The sequence below is a fragment of the Microbulbifer guangxiensis genome, assembly GCF_021729075.1.
GTDB classification, from domain to species: domain Bacteria; phylum Pseudomonadota; class Gammaproteobacteria; order Pseudomonadales; family Cellvibrionaceae; genus Microbulbifer; species Microbulbifer guangxiensis.
In genome coordinates, this window is record NZ_JAJSAQ010000005.1 from 159738 (window position 1) to 182886 (window position 23149).

The 23149-nt window shown below is 63.3% G+C and carries 27 protein-coding genes; 6 read left to right on the top strand and 21 right to left on the bottom strand.

Annotation, left to right across the window (positions count from 1 at the left end):
• Positions 1–121 precede the first annotated feature (121 nt).
• Entirely contained in the window at positions 122–808 is a 687-nt protein-coding gene (locus tag LVD12_RS12600; protein WP_237068081.1) for a thiol:disulfide interchange protein DsbA/DsbL, read from the bottom strand.
• Positions 809–958: 150 nt separating this feature from the next.
• Entirely contained in the window at positions 959–1612 is a 654-nt protein-coding gene (locus LVD12_RS12605; RefSeq protein ID WP_237068082.1) for a c-type cytochrome, read from the bottom strand.
• 145 nt (positions 1613–1757) lie between these two features.
• Here LVD12_RS12605 and yihA point away from each other — a divergent pair, with 145 nt between their 5' ends.
• Positions 1758–2396, top strand: coding sequence for a ribosome biogenesis GTP-binding protein YihA/YsxC (yihA, locus tag LVD12_RS12610; protein WP_237068083.1), 639 nt, complete (start codon positions 1758–1760; stop codon positions 2394–2396).
• A 540-nt stretch (positions 2397–2936) separates the two neighbouring features.
• Here yihA and LVD12_RS12615 read toward each other — a convergent pair.
• The 4 genes from LVD12_RS12615 to LVD12_RS12630 are packed head-to-tail and all read right to left on the bottom strand — an operon-like array spanning position 2937 to position 7067.
• The gene (locus LVD12_RS12615; RefSeq protein WP_237068084.1) at positions 2937–4775 is read right to left on the bottom strand and encodes an adenosylcobalamin-dependent ribonucleoside-diphosphate reductase; all 1839 of its coding nucleotides are present in this window, start codon (positions 4773–4775) and stop codon (positions 2937–2939) included.
• 1 nt (position 4776) lies between these two features.
• Positions 4777–5787, bottom strand: a complete 1011-nt coding sequence (locus LVD12_RS12620; protein ID WP_237068085.1) for a ribose-phosphate diphosphokinase — start codon at positions 5785–5787, stop codon at positions 4777–4779.
• A complete protein-coding gene (locus tag LVD12_RS12625) occupies positions 5753–6415 on the bottom strand; it encodes a dienelactone hydrolase family protein (RefSeq protein WP_237068086.1) in 663 nt (220 codons plus the stop codon). Before LVD12_RS12625 ends, LVD12_RS12620 begins: the two co-directional genes overlap by 35 nt.
• The gene (locus tag LVD12_RS12630) at positions 6408–7067 is read right to left on the bottom strand and encodes a phosphoribosyltransferase (protein WP_237068087.1); all 660 of its coding nucleotides are present in this window, start codon (positions 7065–7067) and stop codon (positions 6408–6410) included. Before LVD12_RS12630 ends, LVD12_RS12625 begins: the two co-directional genes overlap by 8 nt.
• Before the next feature lie 78 nt (positions 7068–7145).
• Here LVD12_RS12630 and LVD12_RS12635 point away from each other — a divergent pair, with 78 nt between their 5' ends.
• The gene (locus LVD12_RS12635) at positions 7146–8177 is read left to right on the top strand and encodes a hypothetical protein (protein ID WP_237068088.1); all 1032 of its coding nucleotides are present in this window, start codon (positions 7146–7148) and stop codon (positions 8175–8177) included.
• A 226-nt stretch (positions 8178–8403) separates the two neighbouring features.
• Here LVD12_RS12635 and polA read toward each other — a convergent pair whose 3' ends face one another.
• Complete coding sequence (gene polA / locus LVD12_RS12640; protein ID WP_237068089.1) at positions 8404–11133, bottom strand: DNA polymerase I; 2730 nt, start codon at positions 11131–11133, stop codon at positions 8404–8406.
• 211 nt (positions 11134–11344) lie between these two features.
• Between polA and LVD12_RS12645 the strand changes: the two genes are divergently transcribed.
• Positions 11345–11713, top strand: a complete 369-nt coding sequence (locus LVD12_RS12645) for a hypothetical protein (protein WP_237068090.1) — start codon at positions 11345–11347, stop codon at positions 11711–11713.
• A 12-nt stretch (positions 11714–11725) separates the two neighbouring features.
• Here LVD12_RS12645 and LVD12_RS12650 read toward each other — a convergent pair whose 3' ends face one another.
• Positions 11726–12622, bottom strand: a complete 897-nt coding sequence (locus tag LVD12_RS12650; protein WP_237068091.1) for a metal ABC transporter substrate-binding protein — start codon at positions 12620–12622, stop codon at positions 11726–11728.
• Between the two features lie 176 nt (positions 12623–12798).
• On the opposite strand from LVD12_RS12650, the gene LVD12_RS12655 reads away from it, so the two are divergent.
• Positions 12799–13596: an ATP-binding cassette domain-containing protein gene (locus LVD12_RS12655; protein ID WP_305080542.1), complete on the top strand. Its 798-nt coding sequence runs from the start codon at positions 12799–12801 to the stop codon at positions 13594–13596.
• Positions 13589–14395: an iron chelate uptake ABC transporter family permease subunit gene (locus tag LVD12_RS12660; RefSeq protein WP_237068093.1), complete on the top strand. Its 807-nt coding sequence runs from the start codon at positions 13589–13591 to the stop codon at positions 14393–14395. The genes LVD12_RS12655 and LVD12_RS12660 overlap by 8 nt, the downstream gene beginning before the upstream one ends.
• A 5-nt stretch (positions 14396–14400) precedes the next feature.
• Here LVD12_RS12660 and LVD12_RS12665 read toward each other — a convergent pair whose 3' ends face one another.
• The 11 genes from LVD12_RS12665 to LVD12_RS12715 form a co-directional block, all read right to left on the bottom strand.
• Positions 14401–14547, bottom strand: coding sequence for a hypothetical protein (locus LVD12_RS12665; protein WP_237068094.1), 147 nt, complete (start codon positions 14545–14547; stop codon positions 14401–14403).
• 2 nt (positions 14548–14549) lie between these two features.
• Positions 14550–14729 carry a hypothetical protein gene (locus LVD12_RS12670; RefSeq protein WP_069946568.1) on the bottom strand — a complete coding sequence of 60 codons (180 nt, stop codon included), beginning with the start codon at positions 14727–14729 and terminating at the stop codon, positions 14550–14552.
• A 23-nt stretch (positions 14730–14752) separates the two neighbouring features.
• Positions 14753–14986 (bottom strand): hypothetical protein, encoded by a 234-nt coding sequence (locus LVD12_RS12675; protein ID WP_237068095.1) that lies wholly within the window; start codon positions 14984–14986, stop codon positions 14753–14755.
• A 124-nt stretch (positions 14987–15110) separates the two neighbouring features.
• Positions 15111–15755, bottom strand: a complete 645-nt coding sequence (locus LVD12_RS12680) for a flavin reductase family protein (protein WP_237068096.1) — start codon at positions 15753–15755, stop codon at positions 15111–15113.
• Positions 15756–16151, bottom strand: coding sequence for a thiol-disulfide oxidoreductase DCC family protein (locus LVD12_RS12685; RefSeq protein WP_237068097.1), 396 nt, complete (start codon positions 16149–16151; stop codon positions 15756–15758).
• Between the two features lie 100 nt (positions 16152–16251).
• Complete coding sequence (locus tag LVD12_RS12690; protein ID WP_237068098.1) at positions 16252–17079, bottom strand: CPBP family intramembrane glutamic endopeptidase; 828 nt, start codon at positions 17077–17079, stop codon at positions 16252–16254.
• A 107-nt stretch (positions 17080–17186) separates the two neighbouring features.
• Entirely contained in the window at positions 17187–17867 is a 681-nt protein-coding gene (locus LVD12_RS12695) for an SCO family protein (RefSeq protein ID WP_237068099.1), read from the bottom strand.
• Between the two features lie 3 nt (positions 17868–17870).
• Positions 17871–18764, bottom strand: a complete 894-nt coding sequence (cyoE, locus tag LVD12_RS12700) for a heme o synthase (protein WP_237068100.1) — start codon at positions 18762–18764, stop codon at positions 17871–17873.
• Positions 18765–18816: 52 nt separating this feature from the next.
• Positions 18817–19863: a COX15/CtaA family protein gene (locus LVD12_RS12705; protein WP_237068101.1), complete on the bottom strand. Its 1047-nt coding sequence runs from the start codon at positions 19861–19863 to the stop codon at positions 18817–18819.
• A gap of 36 nt (positions 19864–19899) precedes the next feature.
• Positions 19900–20553: an SCO family protein gene (locus tag LVD12_RS12710; RefSeq protein ID WP_237068102.1), complete on the bottom strand. Its 654-nt coding sequence runs from the start codon at positions 20551–20553 to the stop codon at positions 19900–19902.
• On the bottom strand, positions 20550–21335 hold the full coding sequence (locus tag LVD12_RS12715) for an SURF1 family protein (protein ID WP_237068103.1): 786 nt from the start codon (positions 21333–21335) through the stop codon (positions 20550–20552). Before LVD12_RS12715 ends, LVD12_RS12710 begins: the two co-directional genes overlap by 4 nt.
• Before the next feature lie 47 nt (positions 21336–21382).
• Here LVD12_RS12715 and LVD12_RS12720 point away from each other — a divergent pair, with 47 nt between their 5' ends.
• The gene (locus LVD12_RS12720) at positions 21383–21607 is read left to right on the top strand and encodes a DUF2909 domain-containing protein (RefSeq protein ID WP_237068200.1); all 225 of its coding nucleotides are present in this window, start codon (positions 21383–21385) and stop codon (positions 21605–21607) included.
• Positions 21608–21663: 56 nt separating this feature from the next.
• Here the strand turns inward: LVD12_RS12720 and LVD12_RS12725 are convergent, their stop codons facing one another.
• Both LVD12_RS12725 and LVD12_RS12730 read right to left on the bottom strand, forming a co-directional pair.
• Complete coding sequence (locus LVD12_RS12725; RefSeq protein WP_237068104.1) at positions 21664–22554, bottom strand: cytochrome c oxidase subunit 3; 891 nt, start codon at positions 22552–22554, stop codon at positions 21664–21666.
• An 8-nt stretch (positions 22555–22562) separates the two neighbouring features.
• A complete protein-coding gene (locus tag LVD12_RS12730) occupies positions 22563–23141 on the bottom strand; it encodes a cytochrome c oxidase assembly protein (protein WP_237068105.1) in 579 nt (192 codons plus the stop codon).
• Between the last annotated feature and the right edge of the window lie 8 nt (positions 23142–23149).

The window sequence follows — 23149 nt, forward strand, 5'->3', positions numbered from 1 at the left end:
AGGAGAGCGCGGTGCGAGGACCCATAACGACATACGGTTGGTCGGTTCGGGAAAAGCGTAGCAGGCGCGCACAAAAAACCCCGCTCGGAGCGGGGTTTCGGCATCGGGGTCAGGGGCCGGATCAGCCGCGCTCGGCGCGCTCCTTCCTGATCAGGTAGTCGGCCACTTGCAGCATCAGTTCCTGGCCGTTGCTCTTGCCCTTCAGGCCCGGCAGGGAGGTGCTGATGCGGTATTTGCCCGCCACGACCACTTCTGGGGTACCGGACAGCTGATAGGCGCGCTGGTTGGCCATGCCCTGCTTCACCTTGCTGTTGACGGCGAAGGAGTTCATCAGCTTCACCGCCTTCTCTCCATCGGCGCCGTGCTTGTTGAACAACGCAGCGATGGCGGCGTTGTCCGGGTTCCAGTCGCGGCCGTCGCGCTCGGCGAACATCTCACGCTGCTGGGCGATGGCATTGAAGATCGGCGCATGCATGGTATCGAGAACGCCCATGGCGTCCGCCACGTAGAACATGCGAGCGTGCACCTCCATCACCGGCTGCCAGATGGCCGGCAGTTTACGCAGGGTGACGTCCTCGGGGATATCGCTCTTCCAGCGGTTGAGCAGCGGCTCGAAGTGGTAGCAATGGCCGCAGCCGTACCAGAACAGTTCGGTCACCTCGATCTTGCTGTCATCCCGCTGGGGCACAGCCTGGGGCAATACCTGGTAGTGCTGGCCGGCCTTGAACTGGCCATTGTCCTGGGCACAGGCAGTGAGGCTGAACATCAGGGTCAGCAGCAGGGTGATGGGGGCGACAACCGCTCTCATAGTCTTCTCCAACGTTTTTCTTCTGCGCAAAAGCTAATCAAATAGACAGCGCCGATTATTGAAGTTCCCCGCCAGCAGCGCAAGAACCGGCCCGTAAAAAGCAAAAAGGCCGGTGCGAGACCGGCCTTTCAGGGGTTTTATTGCGCCAGATCAGTCCGTCAGGCCGGCGATGTACTGGGACAGGGCCTTGATTTCGGCATCAGACAGCTGCTTGGCCACAGAGCGCATCACGCGGGTTTCGCCATCGTTGGCACGGGTGCCGGCGCGGAAGGCCTTCAACTGGGTCTCGATGTAATCAGCATACTGGCCTCCAAGGCGCGGGTAGCCGGCCGGTGCGTTGCCGACGCCGGTGGGGGAGTGGCACCCCATGCAGGCGGGAACACCGGTCTGCGGATTGCCGGCGCGGAACAGGTCGCGGCCCAGAATCAGCCCATCGACGTTCTCACCGCTGTTGAGCATCACCGACAGCGGCTGGGCGCCGGCCACCTGCATCTGCTGGGAGGCGTAGTAAGCCGCGATGTCGCGCAGGTCCTGCTCATTGAAGTTGTCCAGCTGGCCGATCATCTGCGGAATCTCGCGCTCGCCGGTCTTCACATCCATCAGCTGCTTGAAGAGGTATTTTTCACCCTGCCCGGCGATTTTCGGGAAAGCAGGTGCGATGCTGTTGCCGTCAGCGCCATGGCAGGCGGCACACTGCGCGGCCTTGGCCTTGCCTGCGTTCGGGTCCCCCTCAGCCGCCAGGGCGGAGGTCGCTGCCAGTGCGAGGCCGAGGGCCAGAGCGATATTCTTTACAATGCTGTTCATACGTCGTCCCATAGCGCGCTGAATTAATGCATTTTGATCCATAAACCGGATCGCTGCGCCGCTCAAGTGAACCCCCTGCGACGCGTAAACCGCGGCATTATATACTTGCGCGCCAATCGAGTGTACCGAATCAGGCAGACAAACCATGTCAGAACAGCGCCCCGAGCCGATCAACTTTCGCACCGTCCAGTTTTTAACCAGCGCGCCGACTCTGGCCGAGTGCCCGGAAGACAGCGGCGCGGAGGTGGCATTTGCCGGCCGCTCCAATGCCGGCAAGTCCAGCGCGATCAACGCCCTGACCGGCAACAGCAAGCTGGCGCGCACCTCCAAGACCCCCGGTCGCACGCAGCTGATCAACTTCTTCAGTATCAGCGAGCAGCAGCGGCTCGTCGACCTGCCCGGCTACGGCTACGCGAAGGTGGCCCGGTCAATGAAGGACGAATGGCAACGCCACCTGGCCTTTTACCTCGAGCAGCGCCAGTGCCTGAGAGGCCTGGTGCTGCTGATGGATATCCGCCAGCCACTGAAGGAATTCGACCTGCACATGCTCACCTGGGCGGTGGAAGCCGGTCTGCCGGTCCATATCCTGCTGACCAAGGCTGACAAGCTGAAAAACGGCCCGGCCCAGAATACCCGCTTTGCAGTGGAAAAGGCGTTGCGGGAGCAGGGACTGGCGACCGGCGTCACGGTGCAGACCTTCTCCTCCACCAAGCGCGCGGGACTCGACAAGCTGGAGAGGGTATTGAACCAATGGCTCGCCGTTGGCGGCGCTGAAAGCCCATAACGCAGGCAAAAAAAAGCCGGCAGATGGGGACTGCCGGCCAGGGGTCGGTACCCTTGGGGATGGGTACCTGATCAGACGCGCCCAGGGGGACGGGCACGCCTGTGGGTTCTCAACAAAGTGATTCGTTGGCTCTCGCCACCCGGATCACTGATTCGTTCGTCTTTTGACAGATTAAGCTCACGGAGCATTCTCTCCCACAAAATCTCACCGAAAAAATGCTCACCGCCTTCACCACAGGCTTTTGGGCATCTTATCCCACCCCGAGGGCAAAAACTGGTACATATTTCCCAATTATTGCCATAGCCACGGGCTATCGGCCGCCTGAGACCTTCCTCTCTGTCCACGCACCCCGCACATTAAAAAAAGCCCCGATATTGGGGAGTATCGGGGCGAGGGGAACTGACTTTCTCAGGGTTGGGGTCGAGAGCATCAAATTCTTGGGAGATTCACACTGTCATCCAAAACGATCTGTATGCTTAGAAGGGCAAATCCCGCCAGGGTTCCCCGGTGTGGGTAAAGAAACGTAAACATTTTCACAGCCTACTCGCCCTCGCGGTCCAGGTCGCAGCAGCCGGAGGTCGGTGTCAGAACCGCCGCAGTGACAGGATTTGGACGGAATGTGGTGCAGCCTTTCAGCCCCTGGGCATGGGCCTCCCGGTAGAGACTTTCGAACTCCGCGAACGGCAGGTCCTCGGGGACATTGACCGTCTTGGAAATGGCGTTGTCCACCAGCGGCTGCAGCGCAGCCTCCATCCGCAGGTGCCCGCGGGGCGAGATGCCGGTGGCGGTGACGAATACCTCTGGCAGGGGCTCACCAGCAAGGCCCCCTCCTAACCCGTCTTCCACCCCGCCGCCCTGCTGCAGCCGCCACACTCGGTAGACCGGGTCCTCGATCGCGAAGGTGCGCCAGCCGCCTTCCGCGGTGACCACCCGCCGCTGATGGTGAAAGTCAAAGACCGGCTCGACCCCGCTCGATACCCCATTGGCCAGCAGGCTGATGGTACCGGTGGGGGCAATGGCGAGCAGGTGGCTGTTGCGCAGGCCGTGGCTGGCAATCCCGTGGCGGATCGGCTCCGGCAGGGTCAGCGCGTAGTCACCCCGCAGGAATGCCGCAGTTTCCAGCTGGGGAAAACTGCCTTTCTCACGAGCCAGGTCAATGGAGGTGCGGTAGGCGGTATCCCGCAGCAGGGTCAGCACACGGGCGGCCAGCGTGCGGGCCGCGTCGCTGTCGTAATGCAGCCCCAGCGCCAGCAGTGCATCGGCAAGGCCGGTGATACCGAGACCCAGACGCCGACTGCCCTTGGCCTGGCGCTCCAGTTCCGGCAGCGGGTAGCGGGACAGATCGATGACGTTGTCCAGCATCCGCACCCCGGTGGCTACACAATCGGCGATCCCGTCCCAGTCCAGTGCCGCCTGCGGCGTCAGTGGCGCGCGCACGAACGACAGCAGGTTGACCGAACCCAGGTTGCAGGCGCCGAAAGGCGGCAGCGGTATCTCCCCGCAGGGATTAGTGGCGGAGATCCGCTCGCGGTACCCGAGGTTGTTGTAACGGTTGATGTGGTCGGTGAACAGCACTCCGGGTTCTGCACAGTCGTAGGTAGCGTGCATGATCCTCGCCCACAGGTCACGGGCGCGAACCCGGCGGAAAACCCGGCAGGGCTCAGCGGTGGCAGCGCCACTCCAGCGACAGCTGACCCGCTCCCGGCCTGCCTCCGGCGCCAGCAGGCGATCCGGGAAAACCAGAGGCCAGTCACCGTCTTCCGCCAACGCCGCCATAAAGGCGTCACTCACCAGCACCGACAGGTTGAAGTGGCGCAATTCCCGCGCGTCCCGCTTGGCCTCCACGAAGGCATCGATATCCGGGTGATCGCAGCGCAGCGTGGCCATCATGGCTCCGCGACGGCTGCCGGTGGACAGCAGCGTGGCGCACATGCTGTCCCAGATGCGCATGAAGGACACCGGCCCCGAGGCAATGGTGGCGGAGTCCCGTGCAACACAACCCGCCGGGCGCAGCGTCGAAAAGTCGCAGCCGATACCACCACCGGCCTGCATGGTCAGCGCGCTCTCCTTGAGCCGGTCGAAGATCGCCGCCATGTCATCGGCGATGGTACCCATCACAAAGCAGTTGAACAGCGTTACCCGCCGGTCGGTGCCGGCCCCGGCCAGGATCCGGCCACCGGGCAGAAAGCGGAAACCGGCCAGGTTGGCGTGAAAGCGCGCGGACCAGTCGTCCCTGTCCGCCTTCTCGACACCGGCAAGCGCACTGGCCACCCGGCGCCAGGTGTCCTCTATCGACTGCTCCGCACCGGCGGGTGCTTCAAGCCAGCGGTACTTGGTCTCCCAGACATAGCGGGAAATTTCGGCCTGGAACGGACCCATCTCAGAGGCTCAGCTCACAGGCGGGGCCGCCACGGTGCAGGCGGCCAATCGCCTCCGCCACCAGCGGCGCACAGGAGAGCACGGTGATCGGACCGGGAGCCGCGGGTTGCGGCAGCGAGTCGGTCACGGCGATGGCCTCCAGCGGCAGGGCCGCGAGCTTGTCCCGCGCTCCACCGCTGAACTGACCGTGGCTGGCGGCCACAAAGATCTGCGCCGCGCCCCCATCCCGAAAGGCCGCGGTGGCGCGTTCGATGGTGCCCCCACCGGAGATCAGATCGTCCACCACCAGCACCGTCGCGTCGCGCACATCACCCACCAGCGTCCCGCCACTGAGCTGGCCGCCGCTGCGGTACTTTTCCACAAAAGCGCGACCAATTGGCCGCTGTAGCCTCTCGCCCAGGGCCGAGCGCAGCGCCTCGGCGCGCTTGACGCCGCCCACATCCGGCGAGGCCACCACCAGCGGGCGCTCTTCAGCCTGCAGCGCCCCTGCGGCGAAGTCGACGAACAGCGGCTGAGCCTGCAGGTGCAGGGTGCGACAGCGGAAGGCATTTTCAAACGCTGCCTGGTTATGGGCATCCAGCGTCACCACCGCGTCAGCCCCCATGGCCTCGAACAGGCCGGCCAGGTAGCGGCTCGATAGCGGGTCGCGCAGCTTGGTGCGACGATCCTTGCGGCCGTAGCAAAGGTAGGGAACGACCGCCGTCACCCGCCGGGCACCGGCATCCCGAAGGGTGGCGATGAAGAACAGCAAGCGGATGAGCTTGTCATCGACACTGCTGGCGTTGTCACCATAAAGGGACTGCACGACGAACACATCTGCTCCCTCGACGTCCTCGAGGGGGCGCAGCTTGTGCTCGCCATCGGAAAAATCCCGCTCTTCATGGGCCGATCGCTCGGTCCCCAGCTCACGCGCCACGGCATCCCCCAGGATTGCCCCGGCCTCAAGGCTGAAGACGCACAGGTTGCCGCTGGACATGTCAGCGCAGATGGGTGTCGAACCAGTCGATGGCAAGGCGCACCACCTGGTCCAGCGTGCCCGGTTCCTCGAACAGGTGGGTGGCGCCCGGCACCAGCTGCAGATCCGGCGGTTGCCCCATGGCGGCGGCCGCCTCACGGTTGAGTTCAATCACCTGGTGATCCTCCCCGCCGACGACCAGCAGTGTCGGGGCCTGTACCCGCGGCAGCGCCTGGCCCGCCAGATCCGGCCGGCCGCCGCGGGACACCACTGCCCGCACCAGCGTGGGCCGCAGTGCCGCCGCGATCAGGGCCGCCGCCGCACCGGTACTGGAGCCGAACAGGCCGTAGTGGCGCTGGGCCAGGTCCGGTTGCAGGTGCGCCCAGTCCAGCGCCCCGGTCAAACGTTTGGCCAGCAGCGGGATGTCGAAGCGGAACTCCCGTGTCTGCTCGTCGATGCGGTTTTCTTCCGCCGTCAGCAGGTCGAACAGCAAGGTGCCAAAGCCGGCGCGATTCAGTTCCGCGGCCACAGCCCGGTTACGGGGGCTGAAGCGGCTGCTCCCACTGCCGTGGGCAAACAGCACCAGCGTATGGCTGCCCTCTGGCAGGGTGAGGAATCCGTCGAGGGGCTCACCGTCTGCATCGACGGTGACTTCACGCTCGTTAACAGGTTGTCCGCTAGGCATTGCCGGCCCCCGGGAGGCTCTCTGCCTCGCCCATCTGCTCGATGACCTGTTCGTCGGTCAGCTGGGAGAAATCCCGGTACCAGGCACCGATGGCCCAGAAGGCCTGCGGGCTCATCAGGCACTCGATACGGTCGACCAGGGGAGCAAAGCGCTGCAGGGCATCCGGGGGCGCAACCGGCACCGCGAGGATCAGTTGCGCCGGCTTTTCTGCCCGCACGGCACGGGCAGCCGCCTCCATGGTGGCGCCGGTAGCAATCCCGTCGTCCACCAGCACCACGGTCTTGCCGGTCAGGGTCGGTGGTGGCCGGTCACCACGGTAACGCCGGGAGCGGCGCTCAAGTTCCTGCCGCTCCGCCAGGGTTTCCTCTTCCAATGCCGCCTCGCTGATGCCGCAGCTGGCAAGGACACTGTCATTGAGAACCCTGGCATTGGCGGAGACGGCTCCCATGGCCAGCTCCTCGTGGCCCGGCACCCCCAGTTTGCGCACCAGCATCAGGTCCAGCGGCAACCGGAGGGCACGGGCCAGTTCCAGGCCCACGGGCACCCCGCCCCGCGGCAGTGCCAGCAGAATGACGTCATCTCGCCCAGCGAGATCAGTGAGCGTCTGGGCCAGGCGTCGGCCGGCTTCGGTGCGGTCAGAGAAGGGTTCCATCACAGCGGAACACCCCGCAGGGTTGCTTTGCCAAGGATAAAACTAGACTAGCAAACGGAATTGCCCGGAAAGCGCCCCATGACCGTGACCCTGAGCCCGACACCGCCGAGCCGCCCCGACCTGGAAGAGAAAACGCGCTTCCTGCTCGACTCCGCCAGTTATGGCGGCAACACCCGTCACGTCACCCTGGTGGAAACCCATATGGCCCGGGTCTTTCTCACCGATGACTACGCCTACAAGATGAAGAAACCGGTGCGCAGCAGCTACCTGGACTTCAGCAGCCTGGACAAGCGCTACGGGGTCTGCAGCGAGGAAGTGCGACTGAACCGGCGTCTTACCGATGACGTCTACCTGGGCGTAGTGGCACTGCGCATGACATCCGCCGGGACACTGCAGCTGGGCGGCGACGAGGGGCTGGCGGTGGAGTGGCTGGTCCAGATGCGGCGCCTGCCGGACGGCGAGTGCCTGGCGCGGCGTATGGCATCCGTTACCACAACCGAACTCGCGCCGCTGCTCCAGCGCCTGTGTGGCTTCTACCGCAACAGTGCGCCGGTGCCGATGACCGGGGAGCAGTACCTGGCGCATTTTCGCCGCCAGATCGGCGCCCTGTGGCGCCAGCTGCTGCTGCCGGCGCTGGAGCTGGATCCACGGCTGGTCAATCCACTCACCTCCAGGCTGCTGCAGTTTGTCGACAGCGAGTCCACCCTGTTCGCCAGTCGGGCCGAGCACGGGCACATCCTCGAGGGACACGGCGACCTGCGCCCGGAACACTGCTTCCTGACCACGCCACCGCAGATCATCGACTGCCTGGAATTCGATCGCGACCTGCGTTGTGTGGATCCGGTGGATGAAGTCGGCTACCTGTCACTGGAATGCGAGATGCAGGGGCGCGCGGACCTGGCCGGGTTCATCCGCGAGACCTACGCGGACACTTGCGCGGATGAACCGCCACAGCAGCTGTCGATCTTCTACCGTGCCTATCGGGCACTGCTGCGTGGCCAGCTTGCCGGCGCGCACCTGCTGGACGGGGAAGTGGCGGAACCGGACAAGTGGCGCCACAAGGCCGCGCGTTACCTGGCCGTGGCACAGGAGTATGCCGCCCGGCTCTGAACTGGTGGCTGGCCGGGCACAGAAATCGCGGACAAAAAAAACCCCGGGCTTGGGGGAGCTCCGGGGCTAACATCTGACTTCCTTGGGGGATGATGACGCATTCCAACGATCTTGCCTTTTTAGAGCGGCCTTATCGTCCGCGGTTCCCCAAGTCTGTAAAAAAATGCCAAAACTGGCGGCAGATTCACCGCCAGCTGCGAGTTCCTGCCATGGCAGGTGCGGGTGCTCAGTGCGCCTCATCCCAGCTGCTGCCCTGCCCCACGTCCACGATCAGGGGCACATCCAGCTCCGCGGCCCCCTGCATGCGGCCGATCAGCCCCTCGCGGATGGTTTCCACCTCACCTTCCGGCACCTCCAGCACCAGTTCATCGTGCACCTGCATGATCAACTTGGCCTGCAGCTTCTCCCCTCTCAGCCAGGCATCCACCTCGATCATGGCGCGCTTGATGATATCGGCGGCCGTGCCCTGCATGGGCGCATTGATGGCGGTGCGCTCGGCGGCCTGGCGCTGGGCGCCGTTGCGGGAATTGATATCCGGCAGGTACAGGCGGCGGCCGAACAGGGTTTCCACATAGCCCCGGTCAGCCGCCTGCTTGCGGGTGTTTTCCATATAGCGCAGCACGCCGGGATAGCGCTCGAAGTAGCGATCGATGTAAGTCTGTGCATCGCCACGGGGAATGCCCAGCTGCCGCGCCAGGCCGAAGGCAGACATACCGTAGATCAGGCCAAAATTGATCGCCTTGGCGCGCCGGCGCTGCTCGTCGGAAACCTCCTGCGCCGGCACATCGAACACCTCCGCCGCGGTGGCGCGGTGGATGTCGGCGCCCTGGGCGAAGGCATCCACCAGCCCCTTGTCCCCGGACAGGTGCGCCATGATGCGCAGCTCGATCTGTGAATAGTCGGCGGCGATGATCACGCGCCCCGGCGGCGCTATGAACGCCTGGCGGATGCGGCGGCCCTCTGGACTGCGGATGGGGATGTTCTGCAGGTTGGGATCACTGGAGGAGAGCCGCCCGGTGGCCGCCACCGCCTGGTGGTAAGAAGTGTGCACACGGCCGCTGCCCGGGTCGATCATCTGCGGCAATTTGTCGGTGTAGGTGTTCTTGAGCTTGGCCAGGCCGCGGTATTCCATGATCAGCGCCGGCAGGGCGTGGTCGTGGGCCAGCTCCTGCAGCACCGCTTCGGCGGTCGAAGGGGCGCCCTTGGGGGTTTTCTTGATCACCGGGATCCCCAGCTTCTCGAACAGGATCTGGCCCAGCTGTTTGGTGGAGCCGAGGTTGAACTCCTCGCCCGCCTCCTCGAACGCCTTCTGCTCCGCCTCGCGCATCTTCTGCTCGAGCTCGGCGCTCTGTTTTGCCAGCATAGCCGCATCCAGGTAGGCGCCGTTGCGCTCCATACGCGCCAGTACCGGCAGCAGCGGCATCTCGATGTCGTCGAGGACTTTCTCCAGGCTCGGGATCCCGGCCAGCCGACCGCTCAGTTCGTGATGCAGGCGCAGGGTGATATCGGCGTCCTCGGCGGCATAGGGCCCCGCCTTGTCCAGCTCGATCTGGTTGAAGGTGAGCTGCTTGGCGCCCTTGCCGGCGATATCCTCATAGTGGACGGTCTTCTCACCCAGATACTTGAGGGCGAGGCTGTCCATGTCGTGGCGGCTGGCGGTGCTGTCCAGCACATAGGATTCCAGCATGGTGTCGCGGGCGATGCCGCGGAGCTGGATGTCGTAGTTGGCGAGGATATGACTGTCGTACTTGAGGTTCTGCCCCACCTTCTTCTGTGCGGGATCCTCCAGCAGCGGCTTCAGGGCTGCCAGCGTCTCCTCGAACGGCAGCTGCTGCGGAGCCCCCATGTAGTCGTGGGCCAGGGGCACATAGGCCGCCTTGCCGGGCTCGACGGCGAAGGACACCCCCACCAGCTTGGCCTGCATGTAATTGAGACTGGTGGTTTCGGTATCAAAGGCGAAGATCTCCGCGGCTTTCAGTTTTTCCAGCCAGGCGTCGAATGCCTTCTGCTCGGTAACGATCTCGTACTCGCGCTCCACCGCCTCCTTCATGGCCTCGGCGGCGCCCTCCCCGCCGCTCAGCTCGTCTAGCCAGCTGCGGAACTCCATCGCGCCAAACAGTTCGATGAGCCTGTCCCGGTCCGGCTCGGCGTTGTGCAGGTCCTGTGGCTGGTAGGGCATGTCCACATCGGTCTTGATGGTGGCGAGCAGGTAGGACAGCTCCGCGGCCTCGCGGTGCTCCTCCATCTTTTTGGCCAGGGTCTTGCTGCCGCGGAACCCGAGTGGGGCGATGGCGTCGAGGTCGGCGTAGATGTCCTTGAGGCTGCCCAGGTTCTGCAGCAGCGCCAGGGCGGTTTTTTCCCCGACACCGGGAACACCGGGGATGTTGTCGGACTTGTCGCCCATCAGGGCGAGGAAATCGATGATCAGCTCCGGGCCGACGCCGAATTTGTCGCGCACGCCGTCGCTGTCCAGCTCCGTATTGGACATGGTGTTGACCAGGGTGATGCCGGGGCGCACCAGCTGTGCCATATCCTTGTCACCGGTGGAGATGATCACCTGCTGGCCCTGCTTCTGGGCCTCCAGGGCGAGGGTACCGATCACGTCATCGGCCTCGACGCCCTCGATCACCAGCCGCGGCAGGCCCATGGCATCGATGATGTCGTGGATCGGCTGGATCTGCGCGCGCAGGTCGTCCGGCATTGGCGGGCGGTGTGACTTGTAGTCCTCGAACAGCTCGTCGCGGAAGGTCTTGCCCTTGGCATCGAACACCACTGCCACGGTGCTGTCCGGATGTTCCTTCAGGTGACGGCGCAACATGCTGATCACACCGCGCACGGCCCCGGTGGGCTGCCCGTCACTGGTAGTGAGGGGTGGCAGGGCGTGAAAGGCGCGGTAGAGATAGGAGGAGCCGTCCACCAGGATCAGCGGCGCGGCATTGGGCGCGGTATTGCTCATAACGATCCGAATACTGGAATGATTTCGTGAGTTCTGTGTTTGCGCGACAGGATAACCGCGATCGGATTTTTTCGCTCGCTCCGGCGACAGAAGCGGGGCAGTCACCGCAGCAACTCCGGCAATCTCTCCCAGCACTTCTAGGCTTGTAGGAAGTTGGCAGTGATCGCCCACGGCGCGTCAAGGCGTTCGGGGGCGGAGTCTGGAGAGGGATGTGATCATGAAGTGTGTGCTGTTTTCCTGCAGCCTGTGGCTTGCCGCTGCACCGGTGATGGCCGATGCAATCGATGCGCCGGTGAATGCACCGGGTCCGATGGAATACCTGGAGGTAACCGACATCGCCGACCCCGGCGCCGCCGAGCGGGAGCGGTCACTGCTGGTCGAGTCGATAGCCGCCAGCCTGATGAAGGCCGGCAAGAGTGAGCAAAAGCAGTCACTGCTGCGGCGGCACAAAGGCCACCTGGATCAGCTGTTACAGCGGGAAGAGCGCGCCCGTGCCGAAGCAGAGGCCGAGCGCCTGCGGCAGGAGCGCGAGGCGGCCCGCGGCGATGACCGGGAAGAGGACCGCGAAGAGGCGTCCTGATAACGCCCAGCGTTACGGCGCCTTCCGCTCCTCCGGTGGGGCACGGTCCGGCACCTCGCCGAGACAGCGGCGGGCATCGCTGAGTAGCCGCTCGATCAGGTCGGCATAGCGGGCATCCGCAGCAAGGGCGCTGCCGAGCGGGTCAAGCGCCACGTAGCGCAGCCCCAGGTTGGCCGCCAGCTGGCGGTCGCGATCATTCGCCGGCGCCTCACCGAACAGGCAGCCATCGCCCATATCGCCCAGCTCCAGCAGCGTGCGCGCGCCGCGGCGGTTTTCGCCTCCGCTGCCACCGAGGGCACGGGTGACCACACCCGCGTTACCAAAGAAGTGCCCGTAGGCATCGTGGGTCACCACAATGGGCACGTCACGATAGGCCCACAAGGCGCGATCGAGCACTTTCTGCAGGTTGGCCATCTCGCGGGAAAAATCCCGCGCCCGCCGGCGGAAGTGTTCTGCCTCTGCGGGATACAGCCGAGCGAGGCGTTCAGCCATCCGCGCGCCGATGATGGCGGCATTGCGCGGGCGCAGCCACACGTGGGGGTCGCGGGGGGACGCGCCGGCCATCTCATAACCGCCCTCCCCCAGCAACGCCAGCTGGCGCGCCTGTGGAACCTGAGCCAGCTGTCTCGCCAGTACGGATTCCATCTCCGGGCCCAGCCACACCACCAGCGCTGCACGTTCGAGTAGCGCCCGGTCAGCGACCGACGGTGCGTAGTGGTGTGGGTCGCCATTGCCAATCAGTTCGTGGACTTCCAGTGCCTCGCCGCCAATCTCTTTTGCGATCAGCGCGAGCGGCCGCACACTGACCACCACAGTGCCAGCTTCCGGTGAAGGTTTTTCCGCACAGGCGGCAACCGCGAGGAGAACCACGCTGACCAGCAGGGTGTGTAAACGCTTGGTGACAATCATCGGTATCCGGTAATGCAGGGCCCGCGAAAACCGAAGGTCGGGGCCGGCGAAAAAAGTGCGATATAATCACAGCCGGCCTTTGCCCGCCAGACCGGTGCGGGCAGACCGCCGGCGTACAGCGCCGTTTTCCATCGCCACGCAGATCGCGGAGCCGTCCCCTGAGCCTTACTGACCCCCTGATTACCGCCGAAAATCTGAGCTTCGAGGTCGCCGGCCGCACCCTGTTGCACGACATCTCCCTGCAGCTGCGGGCGCGGGAGATCGTCACGGTCATCGGACCCAACGGCGCCGGCAAGACCACCCTGCTGCGCCTGCTGCTGGGGCTCAACCGCCCGACTGCCGGCCGGATCCATCGCCGGCCGGGGCTGCGCCTCGCCTATATGCCACAACGCATGCACGTGGATGCCTCCATGCCGATGTCGGTTGGCCGCTTCCTGCAGCTGGGCCAGCCCGGCATCCCCCGGGCCGAGGCGGATGCGGCGCTGGCGCGGGTGCGGGCGGAAAAGCTGTGCAACGCGCGTCTGGCGGACCTGTCCGGCGGTGAAATGCAGCGCGTGCTGCTGGCCCGGGCCGCCTCGCGCAGACCGGAACTGATGGTGCTGGACGAGCCCACCCAGGGGGTCGATGTCAGCGGCCAGGGCGAGGTGTACCAGCTGATCGCCGCCCTGCGCGACGAACTGGGTTGCGGCGTGCTGCTGGTGTCCCATGACCTGCACATGGTGATGGCAGCCACCGACCAAGTACTCTGCATCAACCAGCATATCTGCTGTCACGGACACCCGGAACAGGTGAGCCGGGATCCCGCCTACCTGGAGCTGTTCGGCGACAAGCTGGCGCCCTATACCCACCAGCACAATCACGCCCACGATCTCGGCGGCGATATCCTGCCCGAACACCACCAATGCCGGCACGACCACAGCGGCGAGAGCAAAAACAAGCGAGAGCGCGGTAGCCGAGGGTCGGGCAATGAGTGAACTCATCGCAGTCCTCGGCAGCCAGTTCCTGTGGCTCGCACTCGGTGCGGGCCTGGTGGTGGCCGCAGTGAGCGGGCCTCTGGGGTGCTTTGCGGTCTGGCGGCGCATGGCCTATTTCGGCGATACCCTGGCCCACTCGGCGCTGCTCGGGGTCACGCTCGGTTTTCTGCTGCACCTGCAGCCGACACTGGCGGTGGGCGCGACCTGTTGTGGCCTGGCTTTACTGCTGGTCTATCTACAGCGTCGGCAGAGGCTTTCTGTGGATACGCTGCTGGGCATTCTGTCCCACTCCATGCTGGCGCTGGGTATCGTCACGGTCAGCCTGTTCGATATCAACGCGGACCTGCTGGCCCTGCTGCTGGGTGACCTGCTGGCGGTGAGCCCCTCCGACCTGGTGCTGATGGCCGCGGCCGGTGGGCTGATCGCTGCCCTGTTGTTTTATCTGTGGGAGCCGCTGCTGGCGTTTACCCTCAACGAAGAGTTGGCCGCAGTGGAAGGCGTGCCTGTGGAACGGGTGCGCCTGGCATTGATGCTGATGCTGGCGCTGCTGATTGCCATCGCCATGAAGGTGGTGGGCATTCTGCTGATCACGGCCCTGCTGATCATCCCGGCCGCAGCTGCGCGGCGGCTGGCCGACACGCCCGAGCGCATGGCACTGCTGGCGGCACTGATCGGCGGCCTGTGCGTAGTGCTGGGCCTGCTGGCTTCCGTGCTCTGGGACACCCCGGCGGGCCCCTCGATCGTGCTCGCCGCCGCCATGCTGTTCCTCGCCACCCAGGCCCGGCCACAGCGATACTGACCCGGTCAGCGTCCCGGCTTGTCGGACTTTTTGCGGATTTCCTCGGCCGGCTCAGTACCGGCCTTGTGGAATTCGTAGATGGTCAGCGCGATGCCGATCAACAGCATGATGAAAACGCCGATGGCGATGGACAGCAATAATCCTTCGGACATGCCTACTTCCTCCTGGCCAGCAGTGCTGACACCTTGAAGTAGATCCCGAAGCAGAGGATGCTGGGCACCCACAGAGCGGTGAAAATGCCCTGCTCCTTGTAGCCGTTAAACCACAGGTATCCGGACAGGATGAAGGACACCGCCACGGCCAGCAGGATAAACAGATCCGACAGTTTGAACATGCGCACTCCCCGTAGAACTGCGATCAGTAGTTGTCGTAATCCCAGAACCCGATGGCCGCGATCAGCAGTCCACTGATCACCACCGAGGCGGGAAACCTCAAGCCCGGCACACCGAATACTTCCACCATCGAAGGCACCACCTGCAGCGCTGACAGCGGCACCCAGACTGCAAACGGGATGACCAGTGCCACACCCACCCAGCCGACCAGTCGCCGCGCCCGGCGCGAGCGGGCAAATCTGTCGAACAGGTTTTTCACGGCCAGTAGCCCCCTACGGGCACATCAATGTGCCGTTTGCTAACACAGTAGTTGATGGCTACGGCGAATACGGTCACGACGATCAGTTTCCGGGCGCCCTTGGCGTCAGGGGCAACCTTCCCTCTCAGTCAATGCGACGTGCCGGTGCCCCCGGTTTTGCGTAGCTGAGACGACCGAGGCGCCGGGTACGGTGATAACTGTCGAGCCCGCTCACGGCGACGGTTCCCAGGGCCTCAATATCGACATAGCCATCGCGCCCGACCGCACCCCCCGCGATCTGCAGTTCGGCAATGCGACCGATCACCATCACGGTGCCGTTCACAGCCAGGCGCTGTTCCTCGACCACCTGGCAGGCGTAGCGCAGGCGGCTCTCGGCAACATAGGGCGCCGGGCAGGTTTCGCTGAACTCAGCGGTGAGCCCGGTCGGTTCAAACTCCGACACCGCACGGGGGTAGCGGGCAGAGGTCTGGTGGGCCTGCTGCCAACAATCCACGTTCACCTGATTGACGGTGAACCATCCAGTCGCCGCCAGGTTGTCCAGAGTGTGGCGCTCAACGGTATCGGGGCGGTTGATGAAGGCAATCAGTGGCGGACTGGCGCCCAGGTGGACGACGGAGCTGACAATGGCCAGGTTGGTCACGCCCGCGGGATCGATGGTCCCGATCAGGTTGGCACTCTTGAAGCCCGACAGGCTGTTGACCAGGTTGACCCGGTAGCGCTGTTCCAGGTCATCCAGATCGCTGGCACTCCAGTACTGAAATGTTTCCAACTATTCCCCCTGGCCTTTGCGGCAATCTCCGGCTTCGCAGCGGCTCCGGCCGGTCAGCAGTGCGGCGAGTCCATGTCGGTTGCGGGCGAAGAGGCGGTAAAGTATCGGGCTCAGCCGGCGTACACCGGGCCAGCGCAACCAGCGCACCCAACAGCCCTTTCCCACCCGCTCCCAGGCCTCCACGGTAACCTCGTAGCCGGTGATGATGCGTCCGTCTGCAAGCTGCCCGTGGAGCGTTTGCATGACGTCGTCGAATCCCAACTGCGGAAATTCCCGGCGGAAAGCTTCGCTGTGGATATCCACGAAACGCACCCGCCCGGCCTTGTTCCACCGCCGCAGGTAGGCGATTTCCTTCATGCACAGTGGGCAACGGCCATCATAAAAGAGTGTGAACATCGGTGGCGAATTCCGTCTGCTGAATGCCCTGACTGCTAATCATACGGAGTGTAGTGTGGGTTGGTTCAGGTTGATGCCGGCGCGGCGGGCTGACCTGTATTCAGGCGGGCAGTGGATAGGGCAACAGAAACATATGCACACCATTGATGCCGCCATGGGCCAGCACACAGGCCCAGAAATTGCGGGTTCGCCACCAGAGGCATGCGTAGGTGAGTCCAGCGACGGCGACTACGATCAATGCCGGAGCGGAAGCGGCCCAGCCGGTGTGGAGAAATGTAAACAGTGCGGTCACCAGTAGGGCGATGAGCCAGTGGGCAGCGGGCAGCAGTCTCTCGCCGCCACGCTGCAGGATCCAGCGGAAGAAAGCTTCCTCACTGATGGCGACCACCAGGAAATTGATCAACAGAGCAGCCAGTATTACAGCGGCAAATTTGGGCGAAAGGCCAAACAGAGCCAGCCCGCACAATGAGGGAATGACAATGGCAAGGAGGACATGGCGGAGGTCGGTGCCGCAGAGCCAGTTCCCTCGACGCAACATGAACGCCAGGACGCCGGTGGCAATGGCAGCCTTGCCCGGGTTGAAGCCGGCTGAGATCAGGTTACCGCTGGCATCGGTATAAGCGGGCAATAATTCGATTCGTTCACTGCCCGGCACCACACCCAGGGCTGCCAACAGCATCACCACCGCCGCACCCAGGTACGCCAGGCCGCGGCGCCATCCGGACGTGACTTCAATGGCACACAGAAACAGCAACACCAGCGGCGCTGCCAGTCCCACCCAACCAAACGGTATGGCGCAGGCTGACAACAGCAGCGCGGCTCCGGCCAGTTGATGCACGCCCCGCCTGTGGCCGGGCCCGCTGACAGCAACACACAGCTGCGTCGGTCGATCCTGAATCTGCTCTACCGCCATGCGCCTCTCATCCATCAGTCGTATCTGTGATAGAGCGGAGCCGGATTCTGGCATGGGCCTCCATCATGTCGGCAGTCAGTATCAGTCCACCGGCGAAAGCTATCGCAACGCCGTCCTGCCACTCATCCGTTGTATGTCGCGCGGATGGAGCGATAGGTCAATTTCATTTTGGCCGGATCCAGTGGCGCCCGGAAAAAGGCGTGGTAGTGCCCGCGGGGGTTGATCAACACCACCTGGGAGCCGTGATCCACGGTGTAACCACCGTCCTCTAGCGGCACTTTGTTGAAGGGCACATTCAACTGGTTAGCGAAACGTTTCAGAGCAAGGAATTCTCCGGTCAGCCCACGGAAATCAGGATTGAAGTAGCGTACATAATCGTGGAGCTTTTCCGGCCTGTCCCGCTTCGGGTCGACCGACACCAGCACGATGTCCGTGTCCGCACGGGTCTCCTCATCCAATGTCTGGTAGAAGTTGTTCAGTGTCGCCATGGTGGTCGGGCAGATATCCGGGCAGTGGGTAAAACCGAAAAACACCAATGACCACCGGCCTGCGAATTCATCGGTACTGAAGTCTTCGCCGCTATCGGCCAACAGAGTAAAGCTATCCAGTATCCGCGGGCGCTCCAGTTCGATGGCCCCGTTGGCCTGCAGTTCAGCGTCCGTGATGATGCGGGGCTGGCCCATCTTGTTGAGAAAACCTGCAAGCACCGCGAGCATCAACAGCACCAGCACCACCACTGTGATCAGGATGCCACGCTGTTGTTCTGGCGTTTTTTGCTGGGTATCAGCGACAGTCTTGTCCATTTCTTACACCGCGATCAGGTAGTGGTCGAGCAGCATGATGCAGAAGAGTGCCATCAGGTAGATGATGGAATAGCGGAAAGTCTCCATGCCCGCGTCAGGATTGCGATCCCGCAGCATTTCCACCGCCCAGTAAATGAAGCCAAGCCCCAGCACCACGGCGCCCAGCAGATACAGCCAGCCGAGCATGGCGGTGGCGAACGGCAGCAAAGTGACCGCAAACAGGATGAACGTGTAGAGCAGGATATGCAGCTTTGTATAGGCGACACCATGGGTCACCGGCAGCATGGGAATATCGGCCTTGGCGTAATCGTCGCGGCGGTGCACCGCCAGCGCCCAGAAATGCGGTGGCGTCCAGGCGAAGATAATCAACACCAGCAACAGACCATGGCCGCTGACCTCGCCGGTGACCGCGGTCCAGCCGAGCAGCGGCGGAGCAGCACCGGCGATGCCGCCAATCACGATATTCTGCGGCGTCGCCCGCTTCAGGAACATGGTATAGACAACCGCATAGCCCAGCAGGGAAAACAGCGTGAGCCAGGCGGTGAGCGCATTGACAAACACCAGCAGTATCGCCATGCCGGCACAGCCAAGCACCAGGGCGAACACTACCGCGCGCTGCGGTTCCACCCGGCCACGGGCCACCGGCCGGTTGCTGGTGCGCGCCATCTTGATGTCAATATGGCGATCGACAAGATGATTGACGGCTGCGGCGCTGCCAGCGCAGAGCGCAATGCCCAGATTGCCAAACAGCAGGATATCCAGCGGCACCATTCCCGGCACCGCCAGCAGCATCCCGATCACCGAGGTGAGGATCATCAGCATGACGACCCGCGGCTTGGTCAACTCGTAGTAATCCCGCCAGCTGGTCCGGTTCAGTACGGCAGTTTGTGTGCTCATGGTCTTACCTCGTTATTGTTATTGATGGTCACCGGGCACCCTTCACGGGCTGCTAGGTTTGGCGGGCTGCCGGCTGCACCGTCTGGATCCGGTAGCAGAATGTGAGCAGCCCCAGTAGCAGCAGGGCGGCGCCGGCATTGTGGGCAACCGCCACCGGCAGCGGCAGGAACATCACCACATTGGCAATCCCCAGCCCCACCTGCAGCGCCAGGACGCCCGCCAGCCCCACGGCCCAGCGCCGCGAGCCGGCCCGCCACGCCAGGGCGGCCAGCGTCAACACCAGCAGGCTGACCAGCAGTGCGCCGATACGATGGGTCACATGGATCGCGGTGCGCGCATCACTCTCCAGTGCGCCGCCCAGGTAATTGGGGCCGATGTGCTGGGCAATATTGAAACCCTGCTGGAAGTCCGTCTGCGGCCACCACTCACCGTGGCAGGTAGGGAAATCGGCGCAGGCCAGCGCGGCATAATTGGAACTGGTCCAGCCACCCAGGGCGATCTGCAGCACCACCGCCACCACTGCCACGATGGCAAGCGGGCGGATCCTCTGCAGCGCGCGGTATTCGTGCACCGGAATGCTACGGCCGCGGTTGCGCAGCCGTTCGACAATCAGCCACAACATGGACAGGGTCGCCATTCCACCGAGCAGATGCGCGGTCACCACCTGCGGCCACAGCTTCAGGGTCACGGTCCACATGCCGAACGCCGCCTGCAGGATGATGAGCGCCAGCAGGAAGTGCGTCTGCTTGAAGGCACGCTGCCCCCGGCGACGCCACGCCAGCACTGTCAGGCCACCGACCAGCAATAAAAGGCCGCCGGCGAAATAGCGGTGGACCATTTCCGGCCAGGTCTTATCCAACTCGACCGGCGCATGAGGGAAGGCCTCGTTGGCCCGCAGGATTTCATGCTCCTCGTCAGGCCAGGTCAGGTGGCCGTAGCAACCGGGCCAGTCCGGGCAGCCGAGACCGGCATCCACCAGCCGGGTAAAGGCACCAAGTACGACCACCACCACAGCCAGCAGGGTTCCAGCCAAAGCCAGGCGCAGGCGCCAGTCAGTATGGGCTGCGCTCTCTTGTGCTGCCCTCGGTTGTCTCGCCATCTCTCTCTCCCTTACCTCATTACCCCGTTACCCCGTTTACTGCTCGTAGGAGTACTTCAGCAGGCGCTTGATATCTTTCAGTATCTGGTTGCCAGTGTGTTCATTGCCGTAACGCATCATCGCGAAACCTTCCTGATCCACCAGCAAGGCTTGTGGGCCGTCGGCCATCACCAGGCCGCTGTTGCGGCGCAAGGTCTGCAGTGTCGAGGCATCGGCGGTGACAAAGCGCAGGCGCGGGTGCTGGGCGACGATGGCCGCCCACCGTTCTTCCGGCAGCGGTTCCGGGGTGAGCAGCAGCCGCTCGACACGATCCGACTTTTCCCCCAGGCGAATATGGACCTGACGGCTGGTGTAAAGCAGGTTTTCGCAGGAAGACTCGCAGCGACCGTCCGGCAGTATCAGGTAACGCCATCTGGGTGGTGCCGTATCCAGCGAGAATGAGAGGCTTTCTCCCGTATCGGTGCGCTCGTCCAGTGTGATACTGCCAACGTCCACCGGTGGCTGGATCAATTCACCCTGGTTGATGGTGCCATCGGGCATGCCGAGGCCGGTGTGGTAGACGACATAGGCGGCGACGATGGGCAGGGCGACCGCGGCGATCAGGGAAATCCCCTGCAGGCGACCCAGGGCACTTTTACGCTCCCGTCCCTCGCCACCGGCGGCGGTTGCCGCTAGAGACTGTTGGCTCACGATCCGTTTCCTCTCTTGTAATTATTCTTCTTCAACACCGCAGGAATATTGCTGGCGGCGATCAACCACAGAATACACAGGGCAGCCGCCATCGCAAACCACTGAAAAGCGTAACCCCTGTGCCTTGCCGGTTCACCGTTGACGAATTGCCAGCCCGTGCGCAAGGCGGTATCGGAATCCGCACTGAGGCGGATCGTCCAGTCAGGTTGTTCCAGTTCAAGCCTGTCGAGCAGATCCGCTGCCACTGCCTGTATCCGCTGCAGGCGTTCCGGTTCGACACCAGCACCGGTTTCAAACTCCATGTCCATGGGCGCAGCGGGCCCTTCAGCGTCGGCAGGATGGAGAAACCCGGTGATCCATTTTGCGGCCAGCGGCCAGGCCACCGCGGGCACCTGCGCCCTGTCCTCCCCCGCTGGTACCCAGCCGCGGTTTACTAACCAGCGTTTACCGCCGGAGACGAATACCTGCAGGACTTCGTAACCCACCTGGCCGTCGCGAGTGCGGTTGTCGAGATAGAACAGTTCGCCGGTGTAGAAACCCATCAGGCGCACCGGGATAAACGGCTCCACGGCAGTGAGTTCAGAGGGGTTTTTCGGCTGTGCTGAGAGCCGCGCATCGATCGTCGCCAGGATTTGCGCTTTCTCGTCCGCACGGTCCAGTTGCCAGAATCCCAGGGCGAGCAGGAGGGGCAGGAGACCGGCGCTCAGGAAGGTGACCGGCCAGTTGCGGATCAATGCTACACTGCCAGTCTGTGACCGCGCCGGGGTATGGTTTACTGTCATGCCGTCTAGCCTTTACTGCAGGCACCTACATCAAGTGGCGAATGAATATGTGGCTGAAAGTCCTGATCGTCTTATTGTTTCTCGCCGTGCTGGTCAGCCTGTCCAGCGCACTTTTTTTTCTCTTGCGTGATATGGGCGCACCGCAATCCAAGCGCACTCTCTATGCCCTGGGTATCCGTATCTCCCTCGCGGCGCTGCTGCTGTTGGCCATCTGGTATGGCTTCGAAAGCGGCACCCTCTCCAACACCGCGCCCTGGGCCAATAAATACTGACTGTCGGCGCGGGAAACAGGCGGGCCGGGCCCGCGCTGTTCCAATCCTGGAGCGCCTTAGCCGCCCAGGACGTAAACGAAGATAAACAGCGCCACCCAGACCACATCCACGAAGTGCCAGTACCAGCTGGCGGCCTCAAAGCCGAAATGGTCGTCCGGCCTGAAGTGCTGCGCGATCACCGAGCGCAACAGCATGATCAACAGCATGATGGTGCCCAGGGTGACATGTGCCCCGTGGAAACCGGTCAGCATGAAGAAGGTCGTACCGTAAATACCGGATTCGAGGGTCAGGCCCAGGTGCTTGTAAGCCTCATAGTACTCCACCGCCTGAAAATATAGGAATGCGAAACCCAGCGCTACCGTGATGGTCAGCCACAGGTTGAAGGCATTGCGCTTGTTCTTCTTCAGGTAGACGTGGGCCACATGTACCGTGAAGCTCGAGGCCAGAAGTATCAGCGTATTGATCAGCGGCAGGTGCCAGGGATCGATGATGGCCTTGGGGCCGACGATCTTGGCCGCATCGCCATGCACTGCAGCGTCAGGGGTGACCATCAGCGGCCAGGTGTTCTCGAAACCCTGCCAGAGCATGTTCGAACTGCCCTTGTCCCCTTCACCACCCAGCCACGGCAGGGCAAAGGTACGGATGTAGTACAGGGCCCCGAAGAAGGCGGCAAAAAACATCACCTCGGAAAAAATGAACCACCCCATACCCCAGACATAGGATCGCTTGAGCTGGTCGCTGTTGAGCCCGGCCATATTCTCCTGGATCACCGTGGAGAACCAGAACCAGAGCACAGCGGCCATGGCCAGGGATCCGGCGAAGAATATGTAGGCGCTGCCTCCATTGATCCAGTTCGCTGCGCCAAACGCAATCAGGAACAGGCCGATAGTGGCGAAGATGGGCAGCCGTGACTGCTCGGGTACGTAATAGCTGCTTTCGGTGGCCATAGTCTTTTTTATCCCTCTCGCTCGGAGTCGGTGCTTTTGTTATCGAACTCGCGATTGACTGAAACTCTTTCCGTGACATCAAACAGCGTATAGGAAAGGGTAATGGTATTGACGCCCGGCGGCAGGTCCGGGTCGACGATAAAGCGCAGCGGCAGCTCTGCACGCTCACCCGCCGCCAGCGTTTGCTGGTTGAAGCAGAAGCATTCCGTCTTGTGGAAATACTGTGCCGCCTTGAAGGGCACGACACTCGGGATGGCCTGGCCCACCATCAATTTCCCGGTCGGGTTTTCCGCCAGGAAGACCGTGTCCATGGCCTCCCCGGGATGCACTTTTACTGAGACCACACTGGGGCGGAAACGCCACGGCATGTTCTCGTTGTTGCTGGCGATGAACTGGACCGTGACCAGCCGCTCCGTATCCACGCCCGCAGGCACCGCCTCATACTTTGCCCCGGTCTTGCCATTGAGCCCGGTGATTTCACAGAAGGCATCGTAGAGCGGTGGCATGACAAAGAGCGCAAAGGCCAGCATGCTGACGGCGAACGCCAGCAGCTTTCCGGTGACCTTTGCATTCTCACTCCAGGCCATTTCCCGTT